At 45.6% G+C, this 13,766-nt stretch carries 12 protein-coding genes; 6 read left to right on the top strand and 6 right to left on the bottom strand.

The window, feature by feature from the left end; genetic code table 11:
- Positions 1-1,048: 1,048 nt before the first annotated feature.
- Positions 1,049-1,948, bottom strand: coding sequence for a DUF1848 domain-containing protein (locus V513_RS00205; protein ID WP_099771188.1), 900 nt, complete (start codon positions 1,946-1,948; stop codon positions 1,049-1,051).
- A gap of 155 nt (positions 1,949-2,103) precedes the next feature.
- On the opposite strand from V513_RS00205, the gene V513_RS00200 reads away from it, so the two are divergent.
- Complete coding sequence (locus V513_RS00200; protein ID WP_099771187.1) at positions 2,104-2,613, top strand: class I SAM-dependent methyltransferase; 510 nt, start codon at positions 2,104-2,106, stop codon at positions 2,611-2,613.
- A gap of 241 nt (positions 2,614-2,854) precedes the next feature.
- On the opposite strand, the gene leuS is transcribed toward V513_RS00200, so the two are convergent.
- Complete coding sequence (gene leuS / locus V513_RS00195) at positions 2,855-5,230, bottom strand: leucine--tRNA ligase (RefSeq protein ID WP_099771186.1); 2,376 nt, start codon at positions 5,228-5,230, stop codon at positions 2,855-2,857.
- A gap of 315 nt (positions 5,231-5,545) precedes the next feature.
- Here leuS and V513_RS00190 point away from each other — a divergent pair, with 315 nt between their 5' ends.
- From V513_RS00190 to V513_RS00170, 5 genes are all read left to right on the top strand, one after another.
- Positions 5,546-6,886 carry a hypothetical protein gene (locus V513_RS00190; protein WP_099771185.1) on the top strand — a complete coding sequence of 447 codons (1,341 nt, stop codon included), beginning with the start codon at positions 5,546-5,548 and terminating at the stop codon, positions 6,884-6,886.
- Positions 6,887-6,899: 13 nt separating this feature from the next.
- Positions 6,900-8,366 (top strand): C1 family peptidase, encoded by a 1,467-nt coding sequence (locus tag V513_RS00185; RefSeq protein ID WP_180274794.1) that lies wholly within the window; start codon positions 6,900-6,902, stop codon positions 8,364-8,366.
- A gap of 49 nt (positions 8,367-8,415) precedes the next feature.
- Entirely contained in the window at positions 8,416-8,973 is a 558-nt protein-coding gene (locus V513_RS00180) for an inorganic diphosphatase (RefSeq protein ID WP_257211832.1), read from the top strand.
- A gap of 68 nt (positions 8,974-9,041) precedes the next feature.
- Positions 9,042-9,701, top strand: a complete 660-nt coding sequence (locus V513_RS00175; protein ID WP_099771183.1) for an HAD-IA family hydrolase — start codon at positions 9,042-9,044, stop codon at positions 9,699-9,701.
- Positions 9,694-10,320: an HAD hydrolase-like protein gene (locus tag V513_RS00170; RefSeq protein ID WP_099771182.1), complete on the top strand. Its 627-nt coding sequence runs from the start codon at positions 9,694-9,696 to the stop codon at positions 10,318-10,320. The genes V513_RS00175 and V513_RS00170 overlap by 8 nt, the downstream gene beginning before the upstream one ends.
- Before the next feature lie 77 nt (positions 10,321-10,397).
- On the opposite strand, the gene V513_RS00165 is transcribed toward V513_RS00170, so the two are convergent.
- From V513_RS00165 to V513_RS00155, 4 genes are all read right to left on the bottom strand, one after another.
- On the bottom strand, positions 10,398-11,546 hold the full coding sequence (locus V513_RS00165) for a succinylglutamate desuccinylase (protein ID WP_099771181.1): 1,149 nt from the start codon (positions 11,544-11,546) through the stop codon (positions 10,398-10,400).
- A gap of 10 nt (positions 11,547-11,556) precedes the next feature.
- On the bottom strand, positions 11,557-11,709 hold the full coding sequence (locus V513_RS13790) for a hypothetical protein (RefSeq protein ID WP_006488088.1): 153 nt from the start codon (positions 11,707-11,709) through the stop codon (positions 11,557-11,559).
- A 15-nt stretch (positions 11,710-11,724) separates the two neighbouring features.
- Positions 11,725-13,029 (bottom strand): TRAP-type C4-dicarboxylate transport system, large permease component, encoded by a 1,305-nt coding sequence (locus V513_RS00160; protein ID WP_014731412.1) that lies wholly within the window; start codon positions 13,027-13,029, stop codon positions 11,725-11,727.
- A 65-nt stretch (positions 13,030-13,094) separates the two neighbouring features.
- Positions 13,095-13,730: a DUF6305 family protein gene (locus tag V513_RS00155; protein ID WP_014731411.1), complete on the bottom strand. Its 636-nt coding sequence runs from the start codon at positions 13,728-13,730 to the stop codon at positions 13,095-13,097.
- Positions 13,731-13,766: the final 36 nt, after the last annotated feature.

Raw genomic sequence — 13,766 nt, 5'->3', positions numbered from 1 at the left:
CTCATCATTGCCCATGAGTCTGGGAGTTGAATTCCACTAATTAGCTGTTTCTTGCATGAGTTTGCTTTTTGCTCCGAATGATCCCCATCTTAAATCCACCTTTGAGGGAGCAGGGCCACGTAGTGGCGGAGGGTGTGAGTCCAGCTAAATCTGGCCAACTACATAGTTTGGAAGAAGCGCTTCCGAAGGCGGAAGTTACTTCCGGCATCGGAAGTATTTTCCAGGACCTTCGTGGTCTTTCTGGACTCCGTACTATTGCGTTGATGTTCGATCCTGTTAACTTCTTGGCTTTGTAGACCGGTTGCAAGTTGTCAGTTCTAAGTTGCTGGCTGCGGCCATGAAACCGACACAATCCGTCATTCTGAACTTGTTTCAGAATCTAGTTCCTAAGAGACGCTATACGCTGAAAGACCAGTTGCAAGTTCTCGGTTCCAAGTTGCAGGCGTAAGAACCGCTGTGCGCTGTGAAAAACTGTCCTTTCGTCCCAAATTATGGATCCGTCCTTGGATAAGATCAAGCGAGAAAGAGCATTGTCGAGAGTTCGCTGCGCTCACGAGAAGAGAGAGATTCTGAGCAGGATCATCTCAGAATGACCCAATGCAAGAAATGACTGTTATACCAAATACTCATGCCAACGCCATACTATGTCTGAACTTGTTTCAGAATCAAGTTCCTAAGAGACGCTATACGCTGAAAGACCAGTTGCAAGTTCTCGGTTCCAAGTTGCAGGTTAAAGACCCGTAGGCAAAAACGCCACAGCCCGTCATTCTGAACTTGTTTCAGAATCTAGTTCCTAAGTGCCGCTGAGCACTGTGAAGAACCGTCTTTGGATAAGATCAAAACCAAGATCCCGAAACAATCCCGGGATGACAAAGTGAGAGAAACGCGAGAAGGCAAGACTGAAAAGACGCGGGATTTTAGCTGATTCTGCAACGAAGGGACAAGATCACTGAGCTGCAGAAAAGATGATGTGGCTAATAATGAACCCATTAAAGGCAAAAAGACACTAAATCTAGATCTTGGAACCTAGAACACCTTCAGGAATCGGCTACTCTTTTCTTTCTGTTATGGTGTCTCCTGCGTCTAGACGACTGCATAGAATTGGAGACTTTGAATCGTACCTCCCGTAATTTCTATAGATCATCTTCTGGCTGAAGTTCGCGTAGCAGTAACTGCAGCGATGAAGACAGGTATTATATGAACCGATGTCAACGCTTTCAACGCATCTACATGCAGATCTTTGATATCTGTCTTTTGAGTACTGTTTGTTTCTGCCCGTAAGCCTGTTTATAAGATTGCCGTCAATACAACTGCCATGGGTTATTCCGAATTCGTCGAGGTCTTCCTCTTCAGAACACGTCTCGATACGAATCCCCGCGTCCTTTGCTTTCCCGGCAAAAAACCGAACAACATCTCTGATTTCATCTCTTTCCGGTCTTCTTAAACCTAATCTCCTCAGACCTGAAGAGATTTTCTTGTAGTAATCTAGAAAACTAATTACACACTTCTCCGTGTGCCCTTGAAGCAGATCGACCATCTTCTCGAAGGCTCTAAAATGGTAAGCTAAATTGAACTGCTCCGAAACTATAATCGGATCATATCGCCAGATTACTCTTTCCCTACCGATTCTATCCGCCAGCTTCTTGAAAGTCTCAATGATGTTTCCCTTGTCGCGTAGTCCGGGCTCTACAGATCTATCATAGGGTGTGATTGTGAACTGGAAATAGTAGCAGTAGTCTTTCAAGTAAGACAGTTTGTCGAGCATGTTCTTAGGGTCTTTGGTCCAGAAAACAAGACAATCTACTGCCTCCGGATTCAAAGTTACCTTACTTACCTGTCTGGGATTGAAAGGATTCCTGACCAGAGCGAAACCGCTTCTGATTCTTTCAATAATCCAATCGGAATAGAATGCCGGGATATCCGTCCTCCTGCTTGCGCTGATTATCAATGTTGTCTCCTTTCGGGCAAAAGCTCATTTAGACTTCCGTGAAAACCCCCACCTTAATAGTTACGGCAAACTCGGCTTCATACTCGTTCGGCACTTCTATAATATAAGAAAGCAGATTGACCTGCCAAAGAAGCAAAAAAACGGAGCGAGAGAAAATGAGCCGTTACTTGGAAACAATGAGAGCTTTCTTCGATAGAGGAGCCTATTCATGCGAATCCCACATGAAAAACAATGTCAAGGAATCGGCTGCATTCTACAGAGAAATGGCAAGGCTAGTTCCAGTTACTACAGGAATCAGGATACTTTATCTCGGTTGCGGGACGGGCCTGGAAATTGACGAGATATTCAAATTGAATTCCACGGCCAGGGTAACCGGCATCGACCTATCAGAGAAGATCCTCGAAAATCTTAGAAGCAAATACGAAGGCAAGAAGGGAACCACGAATTTGTTGCCGGTTCCTATTTCGAAGTCGAATTGCCGGTGGAGGGATTCGACGTTGCCATTTCGGTTCAATCGATGCACCACTTCGGACAAGAACAAAAGCTATCGCTCTACAGGAAGGTTTTCCGCAGTCCGGGGGGTAATAGAACATATATCGAAGCCGTTTACGTTGTCGGTACTGCGATTGAGGAGATGGAGTTGCTCAACAGATACGGGTCTCTGAAAAGCGAGAGTAACTTACCTGACGGTTTCTATCACTTCGATCTGCCACTTTCCATAGATAATCAACAAGCAGTTCTAGAAAAGGCTGGGTTCAGGCTCGTAAGACACCATGCAAGATACGGGAATACCAGTATTTTTGTTTCGCGAAACCCTTTATCAAAATGAAGATGAATCTATGGAAGACAATGGAGAGCAACTGGCTCTCCATTTTTGTATTCAGAACAGAATATTGTTTACTGCGTTCAAATAATTATGTTGATTATCTTGTCTTGAACGTAGATGATCTTTCTTATTGACTTTCCTTCAAGCATTTTTGAGAGCTTTTCATCAGCCATTACCGCTTCCATCGCCTCTTCCTGGGATGCGTTCTGAGGAAGCACGACTTTCCCCCTCATCTTTCCAGTGATCTGGACAGGCAATTCCGTCTTGGCCATAGATGCGTACTTCTCATAACCATATGGGAATCCATCGTCAAGAATCGTCTTCTTCTTTCCACCCTTCATACTGTAAATCTCTTCACAGACAAACGGTGCAAATGGAGAAAGAAGCTTTGCCATATCTATGACAAGCTGTCTTTCAATAGAAACCTCTTTCGAAGCTTCATTAACAAACTCCATGATAGCGGCAATTGCGGTGTTCGGCTTGATGTTCTTGACTGAATAATCTACTTTCTCTACAGTCTCTGACATCTTTATCTTCAACTCGGTAGAACTTCTCCCTTCGGGCATAGTAGCAATGTCCCATACACGATTGAGAAACCTCCTCATAGCGTCCATCCCGCTGTCCCTGAAGTCTCCTCCTTCAAGAAACGTACCCATGAACATCAGATATGTCCTGAGGGCATCTACTCCATGGCTCTCAAAATATTCGTTTGGATTGACAATGTTGCCCTTGGACTTCGACATCTTCTCGCCGTCCTTAATTATGAGCCCGTGACCTCTGAATGAGGCGAATGGCTCTTCAAAAGGAAGAAAACCCATATCGTGAAGTGCCATTGAAAGAAATCTCGAGTACATGAGGTGCAGGGTAGCGTGTTCATTTCCCCCTATATACATATCGACCGGGCACCACTTTTGAACCAGCCCATCATCAAAAGGTGCACTGTTATCGTTCGGTGAGAGGTATCTCAGATAGTACCAAGCCGAATCAAGGAAATTGTCGGATACATCGGTCTCTCGTCTAGCCGGTCCACCGCAAACAGGACAAATCGTGTTGACAAACTCTTCATTCTTTGCCAAAGGAGACTTCCCGCTTCCGTCCGGTATGTAATCATCGGTATTTGGTAGAGTTACCGGCAACTGATCTTCAGGTACCGGAACCGTTCCACACTTATCACAGTACACAATCGGAATTGGCGGACCCCAATAGCGTTGCCTCGAGATGCACCAATCATGAAGGTGGTAGTTTACCGAACCCTTTATACTCTCGCTCACTTCATCTATCCTCTCGATGAAGTCAGCGCTGAGCATGTCCGAATACTTTCCGCTGTTGATCATCTTTCCCTTCTCAGTATAGGGCAACTGTGAGGGATCACATTCGATAACCTGTTTTATCTCCAGTCCATACTTCTTCGCAAAGACATAATCTCTCTCGTCGTGTGCCGGAACGGCCATAACAGCGCCCGTTCCGTATTCTGCCAGAACGTAATCTCCTATCCATATTGGAAGCTCCTCACCTGTAAGAGGGTGAACGGCGTAAGATCCGGTGAATATTCCATTCTTGGGGCGCGAAATAGATGTTCTCGTGGCAAGATCCATGTTCTTGACTTCTTCTTTGAAGTTTTCAAAGGCCTGCAGTGTTGAGGGCGTGATTAGCTTACTGACCAGACCATATTCAGGAGCAACAACTATGTAAGTTACTCCAAATATCGTATCTGGACGGGTTGTAAAAACATCTATCTTCTCATTCATTCCGGATACTTCAAAAGAGATCGTAGCTCCGGAGGATTTGCCTATCCAGGCCCGCTGAAGATTTTTGGTCGTATCGGTCCAGTCAAGCTTCTCCAGGTTAGACAGCAGCTTCTCTGCGTATTCTGTGATCTTGAAGAACCACTGACTCATCTCACGCTTCTCAACTTCGCTGTTGCACCGTTCACAACGGCCATCGATAACCTGTTCATCAGCAAGCACCGTTTTGCACGATGGACACCAGTTCACATTTGAAGAGCGCTTTTCTGCAAGTCCATTCTTGAATAACTGTATGAATATCCACTGCGTCCACTTGTAGTACTCTGGAGAGGAGGTAATCGCTTCGCTGTTCCAGTCGAAGATGTTCCCGATCTTTTTCAGCTGCTCTTCTCTGAAATACTCTATGCTCTTTGGGGTGAGTTCTGCGGGATGTTTCCCAACTTTCAAAGCGTAGTTCTCGCTGTGAATTCCAAAGGCATCGAAGCCGATCGGTTCAAATACATCATAGCCCTTCAGTTTCATGAACCTTCCATATACATCCGAACCTATGAAGGAAAACATATTTCCTATGTGAAGCCCCGCTGCGGAGGGATAGGGAAACATCATGAGGTTGTAGAATGGTCGTTCGGCCTTTTCAAGGTCTATATTGAATGGTTTCTCCTTAGCGTAATATTCCTGCCATTTCTTTTCGATCGCCCTGAAATCGTACATGTGTTACCTCCACAATTGAATATGAAGCCTGAGAAAAGCAATTTAGATGGATTATAACATGGGAGTGTTACTGAATTTGGGATGAAGAACCCGGTTGAAAGTGAAGCAAATCTCTTCATTGAAAAGCATGTTGACGAGTCGTTTATCGGAGTTTTTCAGAGATTCTCCGATGGTGTCAGGTAGGATCTAGACAAAGCGAAAAATCATGTTCTCAAGCCATGAAAGCAGAATTGTTCAGAAATGGGGGTTTTCAGAATTGGCGCCTGTGAATGTATAATTGTTTGAACGCGAAATCTTTGAAAAGGGGGTAAGAGAATGAAGAAAACGTTGTTGATTACTCTTCTGCTGGGATTCATGCTATTTGTCTCCGGCTGCTTTAAGATCAACAATCCACCGGTAATATCGTTGACAGGCTCCGTTTCGGAAGGGCAGGAAATTGCTCCGATGACGCTTGTCACTTTCGAGTGGGAAACAACTGACTTTGATGACACGGAAGTAACTTCTCAGTTCAAGCTCTACAGAAATGGGGATGAAGTTCTGTCTGTGGTAGACACCGGCGAAGCGATGTACGCTCTGGACGAAGAAGGAAAGTACGTCGCAGAGGTTGTAGCAACCGATTCGATGGGTGCTCAATCGAAAGAGACGATTTCTTTCAAAGCCACGAATCTTAAGAGAGAGCTCTTCCAGTCTGGAGCTGGATTAATGTACTTTGACTACAGCGACTATTTCCAGTATATCGAAGATGAGGATTTCGGCATCAGGTTTTACAAGACTGCCTCAGAGGAAATTGTACCTGCCGAAGAGGTAACGGTAAGGAAGCGGCTAAACCTGCTCGACACCGATGATGATGGCATGTATGACACATGGGAAGAAATACCAAATGACAGGCCCGATCTTCAGACATATGTGTATCTTCCTGGTTATTTGATAGATTATGATACGCTATGGGTGCCTTATGGATTCGAGTATGGCGAGAAATCGATAAGGGCATACTATGCCGGTGTTGAAGGTCCTTACAGCGGATATGTCTTGTTCTACAAGTTTGCTGAAGTGGGATTTGATCTTAACACAGTTTACGCGAGATGGGTAGAAGCTCACGTTTTCGGATACACTCTTAACGACTACGGAGAAGCTTACAAGGCCTTTGCCTTACGGGAGAGGTATGACTCGGATGAAAAGCCTGTGATCAGCCTTTCAACTCCCGACGGTGATATAGGACCCGGCGATTCGTTTACGGTTAGTGTCTTGACAGAGAATGTTGCGAGTTTTGCCGATCTGTATGATGTCAGATATATTCAACTCTCTCTGTGGAACAGCGAAGGTTTGGTTCTCGAAAGCGTCGAATTCGGAAACTTCATGGCAGGTCTGAAGGATGTTGGAACATTCAAGAGTAGTGATGAGGCAGTCACCCTTTACAAAGCCTTCCTAAACGGGGCAGATGAAGCCGAAGCGGCCGACGATGTCTTCGCAACTCTCACTTTCTCGGTTCCTGAAGATTTCGAAGGTGAACTCATTGCCGTGGGACTGGCGTACGAAGGTTACTGGGATACGTACGGCACTTATCCCGATTTACCAAATCCCGCTTTCAGAGATGTAGACAATGGTTCGGTTGACGGTTTCATAGTTGATCACGAACCGATTGTCTTCTTGGAGTAAAGGGGGGATGACCATGAAGAAAATATTGGTAGCATTACTTTCGGTTTTGTTCTTATACTCGTTTGCAACTGCTAACGTTGCAACTCAGGTAGTATCCATAGAGACGGAAATCAACTCAGCGATATCAAGAATGAATCTCAGCTGGAAAGCAGATCTAGAAGAGAGCTTCGTTGCTAAACTGGAAACAGCGAACATTGGTGACGTAGAAGCGATATTCGAGAAACTCAATGGCTACATAGACCTTCCAGATGAAGTGCGCGAGAGATTCATCGAGTATTTGAGGTTGGCATACATAGAAGAGATGGATGAATTCTCTATACAGGGAATGACAACTACTGATGATCTTATGATGTCGACTTTCGTGCTTCTGGAACCTCGCGTAGTAGCCGAGAGCAGTTTTGTAAGACTCGAACCTATAAGAGATCAGTTCATTCATGGAAGCTGCTGGTCTTTTGCCACTGTGGGCTCTTTTGAGAGCGCTTTGGCGGTGCAGTCTTTCGGAATGAACGGCAACGTTGATAACACCTTCGATTATTCGGAACGATGGGGAACTTATCACAACATAGACCGGGATATCTACAGTTTTTCCCCTGACAGTTATGTTCAGGATAAGAACAGCCTTGAGGGCGGTAACAGTTATTTTGCAATGTACAACCTAATTAGGTACGGAATGATGGAAGAAGAGTATGCCCCGTATTCTGAAGTCTATTTGGACCCCAGGGAGGAAGTCCCTCTGCCTCCCTCGGCATACAATGCTCCGCTCTTGAAGTCGTCCCGAACCGTTATGATCCCTCCATCCACATCGGCAGCTGAGCTAGGGTACAGCTATGAAGACTATTTGAACATGATCAAGACAGCGCTTTCAGATTATGGATCTCTTGCCGTCGCTTTCTCAGTTCCGTATAGTTTCAACTACTATTCAAAGGGTATATATACTCCAGTAGAAGGAGATTATAGTACGGGCGGACATGCAGTTACTCTGGTCGGATGGGCAAGTGCCACAGATCTCGACGATATTATTCTAGCTGGCAAGACAAATCCAGATGCAACTCCTGTCCTGGACGAAGAGATCGAAAGCTACACATATGTCGATCCAACACAAGCGGCCTCGCCGGTTTTCACAACCACCACGTTCTGGATAATAAAGAACTCCTGGGCCTACGACTGGGGAGACGGTGGTTACTTCGTGATTCCGGCTATCAGTGAAGAACAATATGAAAGTGGGCAGCTGGGCTTCTGGGAAATTGAAAAAAGAGAGATGTACCTGCCAATATTCGATGATCTCGCTCATCACGAAGGTGACGATCTTGACGTCAATAGCGATGGCGTTGTTGATACGAAGGATTTCGAATATCTAGTTGAAAAGATCGGTTCTACGGAAGCAGACGACATAACCGCTTGCGACATTTCCTTCCCCAAGGACGGGAAGATCAACGGCGAAGACGCTGCTGCCTGGGTATTCTTGTTTAACAATAGGTAAGACTGTTTTGAAATCGGTTTAGAAGAACCCCTTATGGGGTTCTTCTTTTATGATAATCAGAGGCTGTGGTCTTTCTGGCATAATTGTTGTGGAGGTGACAGCTTTGCAGGAAGAAATAGTACTGGACATAATGATAGAGATTCCGAAAGGGAGCAGGAACAAGTACGAATACGACAAGAAGTTTCAAAGAATAAGATTCGACAGGACGCTGTTTTCTGCGGTCCATTATCCAATGGATTATGGCTTCATCCTCAATACGCTTGCCGAGGATGAAGACCCGCTCGATGCGATGGTTTTGCTGTGGGAGCCAACCTTTCCTGGCTGTCTAATAGAAGCGAAGCCCATAGGCGCATTCAAGATGTGGGACGAGAAGGGACCCGATGAAAAGGTCCTTTGTGTTCCGATTCATGATCCGGTCTGGAATTACATTGAGACTCTCGATGATGTTCCGCCTCATCTGCTGAAAGAGATAGAGCATTTCTTCTCCGTATACAAGGATCTCGAAAAGAAGAAAACGGGTATCGAGGGCTGGGTAAGAAGGGAAGAAACGTTGGAAATAATCGCTGCATCAAGGGTAAGATATCTTGAAGAAACCCAGGATTCTTAAGATATCCGACAGGACGAAATCCCCAAAAGCGTTTATTATTGATTTAGATCCAAGAAAGGGGAAGTACTATGTATGATTACGTGATTTGGGATTTCGGAGGTACACTTTTCGATACTTACCCAGCTGCAGCAAAGGTATTTCAGGAAGTTCTCGAGAAGTATGATGTCAAAGCCTCAATAGATGAAATTCTTGAAAAGCTCAAGGAGTCGACATCGAAAGCTGCAAGCTATTTTGTCAACAAATATAAGCTGATGAATGGCTTCCTTGAGGATTTCTACCGCATAGAAAACCTTCTGCAACCCGAGAAACAGCCGCCATTTGATAACGCGAAGGAGATTTGTGTGAAGATCAACAGGAACGGCGGCAGCAATTTCCTTTTCAGTCATAGAAGCAACTACTCCATGACCAAACTTCTCAATTACTACAATATGCTCGATCTCTTCTCCGAAATCGTATCTGCGGATAGCGGCTTTGCGAGAAAGCCTGATCCTCAAGCAATAATGTACATAATTGACAAATACGGCCTTGAGAGAGAGAGAGTCTTGACGATAGGTGACAGAGAGATCGATATAGAGGCTGGAAAGAGAGCGGGAATAGCGACGTGCCTTTTCAATCCAGATAAGGATTTCGTAAAGACCAGCGCGGACTTCGTCTTAACCTCTTTAAGTCAGGTTCCTTCTGTCCTCCAGGTTTGCAACAGATTCAGCGGCTGTGAAGGCGATGATTGAAAATTTAATATGGGATTTCGATGGTTCCTTGTTTAACACCTATCCCGCCATGGTAAGACTATTCAAGCAGTCTCTGGCAATTCACGGATACGGTGCTTCTGAAGATGAGATACTCTCGCTGATGAAAGAAACGCTGGGAAAGGCCGTAGATTTTTATCTAGATCGTGGAGTTGATTACGCTTTCTACAAGGACTTCCAAAGAATGGAGGAAGAACTGGATCCAGTCGAACAGCCTCCATTCAGTGGTGCCCGTGAGGTATGCTCAAGAATTAAGAGAGATGGTGGAGTGAATCTAATAATTACTCATCGAGCTAGAAGGACAGCCTTCAAACTGCTAGATTACTTCGAGATGACCTCCTTATTCAGTGAAATTGTCACAAAAGAAAGCGGATTCAAAAGAAAGCCCGATCCAGATGCTTTCGTAAGCACGATTAGAAGACACAGATTAAAACCGGAATCAACTCTCTCCATTGGCGACAGAGATCTCGATGTGATGGCCGCAAGGGATGCGGGAACAAAAACCTGCTTCTTTTCGCAAGATGGGTCGAAACCTTCGATAGACGTCGACTACATAGTCGACGATCTGCTGCAGCTGGGGCGGATTATTCAAGAAGAATAATAACGAAACCGTGACGAAAACTAAAAAAGTGCATGCGTCCTCGATAACGCATGCACTCATTCAGCCTAGACAAAATCCTACTGGAGAAAGACCTTATCTTCATCCGCCTCAGAAGGATCTTTGAAATAAAACCCGAGACCATTTTCAACAATGTCCGCATGTTTCGGAGCCGAGACTTTGAAGCCGCGATCTGGATTCTTCTTCGTCCACTGAGACAAAATCTCCTGTATGACAGAAGAATGCTGTCCAACTCTTCTGTCCATAGAGAATCCGTTTTCGTCATATGGAACGAAAAGCAGTCCCTTTTCGCCGGCCTTCAGTACAAACGGGTCTATTCCGTCTATGATCAGCTCAGGAGTTTTCGCTGCCGTAATCTGATCTAAGTGCACACCAGGAGATTCCAGTAAGAAGGGGTATGCGTCTGACCAATCTCCGATCTCTCTATGAGAAAGACCCCTGTAACCCGCCGGTGAAGATTCCACATGGTTTTCGAATTTCTCCCTTCCCTTTACATAGAACGCAGCTCCTATCGCGTAGGGCATTGACTTCTCGGGAGCAACTATACAGTTTGTTACTGGATACATTGCCTCTGCCTCATGAAGATCGATAACCACGTCAATTCCTTCATTACGGATCATCTCCATTGCTGCAAAGGAAACCTTTTCCGCAAGGTAGCCATCGGGTCTTCCCGGCCAAGATCTGTTTGTGTTTCTTGCATCGATATAGGACAACAACTGGCCGTCTGGATAGTGAACATATACATCTGGATCGGGCCACTGGTCGAGTGCCTGGAAGCCTCGATCGCCCATTCTGAATTTCTTTTCACCCCAGGGAGTATCAACGAAGTAATAGAGCGGGAAACCGCCACCGGGCTGCGGCCCGAGAGAACCGCTTCGGTTGAAATGGGGGATTACGTAAATTGTTCCCTTTTCGACTTCCAGATTTTCTATGAAGAAATAGGCGAGTAAGGCAGCAGAGGGTTCATTTGCATGGGTTCCCGCGATTATCAGCGTCTTTCCACCCTCTTCTGCTCCTTTAAGCTCAAAGACGTCGGTATCGGCAATGGTTCCTTTGATTCCGTCGAAATACTTGCTTAGCTTGAAGACGTCTGTCACGCTCGGCCCGGCGACTACTTCTTCCTTGTAACTCCTCTGTATGTACAAAGGTATTCCGCCCGCCAAGACAATAAGTGCCAGAACAACCAGTATCAATAGTTTTCTCATCATAATATCCCTCCTACCTCATTCTAAGCAATCTGAGAATGAGGGGCAAGAGAGCCAGTGCATATAAGATTTCGCTGTTTATATCCTTCGTCTTTATGAAGTTCCAGATAAGCATGCCTACCACATAGGCTGTCATCACATAATACAGAAACATTATCAAAGTCATGACGACACCTCCTCCTCAACCTACCATCATCAGGAAGTTGAATTTATTTGCAAAGATAACCAGTATCATTGCAACGACAGTTATGGCTATCCAGGGCACCACGCATTCTTTCAAGAATGAGCCATATGAGCCTTTGTAACCTACTGTGCTAACCGTCAAGCGCCCAATAAGCGCAGTCGGGGGCAATCCATCCCCAAGAGGCCACAGTAAACTCAGTCCTGCCAGAACGATTACCGGGTTGATCCCGTTCGAGTTCAACATCCATATAAGAGGTATGCCAATTACCGTAGCACCACCATACGTCAGGAGACCTTCCGATATTGGTATTATGAAAGGAAGGAGAATCCAGACGATCGCGAGAGGAGCAGTCACAATCCACATGGAAATCAAGCCTTTGACACCGTTAAAACTCATCACCTGTATCAGCATACCGACGACAGCGGTAGTCGCTATGAGCGGCGTCAATTGAGCGACCGTTTCTCTGCTGACCTTCAATATATCAACTCTCTTGAAGTTCATAAGCCATGCTACCAAAGCACAGATTGCAAATACCAGAGGCAATCCGAGGACCGGGAAATCAAATGGCCAGATTCTAGGAGCTCCAAGCAGGAAGATCAAGACAAGGAAAGGTACTCCAACACTCCATCCGGAGAGTCCTTTTGGATCGGGAATCTCTTTGAGAGCCTTTTCTTTGTCGATATTTCCTGCCCCGCGTCCAAAAAACAGCACGGTGAAAAGCCCAAGAATCAGGACCGGTATGAGAAGAGGCATCGTAAATCCAACGTAAGGAATGGCCGTTCCGGCACAGGTCATCATCGCCCAGATGTTAACTGGCGGAGCAGCGGCACTCAAACCCGCGACAATGAAAATCAACGCCGAGATTCTCACCTTCGAAAGTCCCATTGCGTTGAGAGCGGCCGCAACCGTTCCTCCAACAACCAGGACCGAGATGCTTCCGGCACCTGTTAGGGCACCGGGAACAAGAATCACAAGCATGAGAAGTATCAGCATCAGTATTCTCTTGTTGTGGAAGGCACCTATTATCTTTCTTACTATGTAATTCGTTCCACCCGATTCCTTGATGATGTTCATAAATATCGTTGCAAACACGAAAATTAGTCCAATGTCGAGGTAGGTTACCGATCCTTCGGCAATATGTCTGAAAGTATCAAATCCCGCTCCCCCGGCAATGGCACCACCGATTACTGCGACAAACATACATAGTTCGGTTGAAAATTTCAGAAACTTCCCGACGGCATAGGCTCCAACCATAACTATTCCTGCTATGATCGTTTGCATGTATATTGCATCAGCTGACAATCTGATTACCCCCTTTAATTGGAGCCGGCGCGGTAGATAAAACTATTGCGCCGGCCACCAAGAAACTACAAGCCAAATACCTGTGTAAAAGTATCGAGAAGATCAAATGCAGAATCGATCTCTACTATTGGAACGTTTCTGGCTTCCGCCGCCTTCGTGAACTTCCCATCGCCATTTGAATCCTTTGTAACTATGAATACGTCAGCATGGGGAACGACGGTGTCGATAATAACTTCGATCGGACTTCCTGGAAGACCTCTTTGAATCTCTCCTCCAATAGCAACTGCAACAATCTTTATTTTGTTTGCCTTCGCATATTCTATAAGATCCTTGAGTCTGTCAACTTCCGTGTCAACTGAGAGACCGGAAGCGCCCATGCCTTTAAGGCTGGCGCCAAGAACGAGTAACAGAGACTGGAACTTAGTACCTTCGGGATCGGGAGAAAGCGTCGTGACGTGCTTTCCTATTGCTGACTTGGCTCCACCGAGTCCAACTCCAGCCGCAAGCTCATCCTTGGAAAGAACGTCACAGTAGTCGTACTTCAGGCCGACTTCATCGGCAACATAGTTGACTGTTTCAACCTCTGCGCTCTGACCGGCAGAAGTGATTACGACAGGCAAACCGAGTTTTACCTCGGGTTCGGCAAACGCAAAAACACTGACAAGAGAAACTACAATCAGAACTAACAGAAATCTTCTCATATAAGTAACCTCCTCATTCGAAATCTTCAACACTAT

The organism is Mesotoga sp. H07.pep.5.3 (genome assembly GCF_002752615.1).
GTDB classification, from domain to species: Bacteria; Thermotogota; Thermotogae; order Petrotogales; family Kosmotogaceae; genus Mesotoga; species Mesotoga prima.
This window is presented reverse-complemented; position numbering and strand designations above follow the sequence as displayed.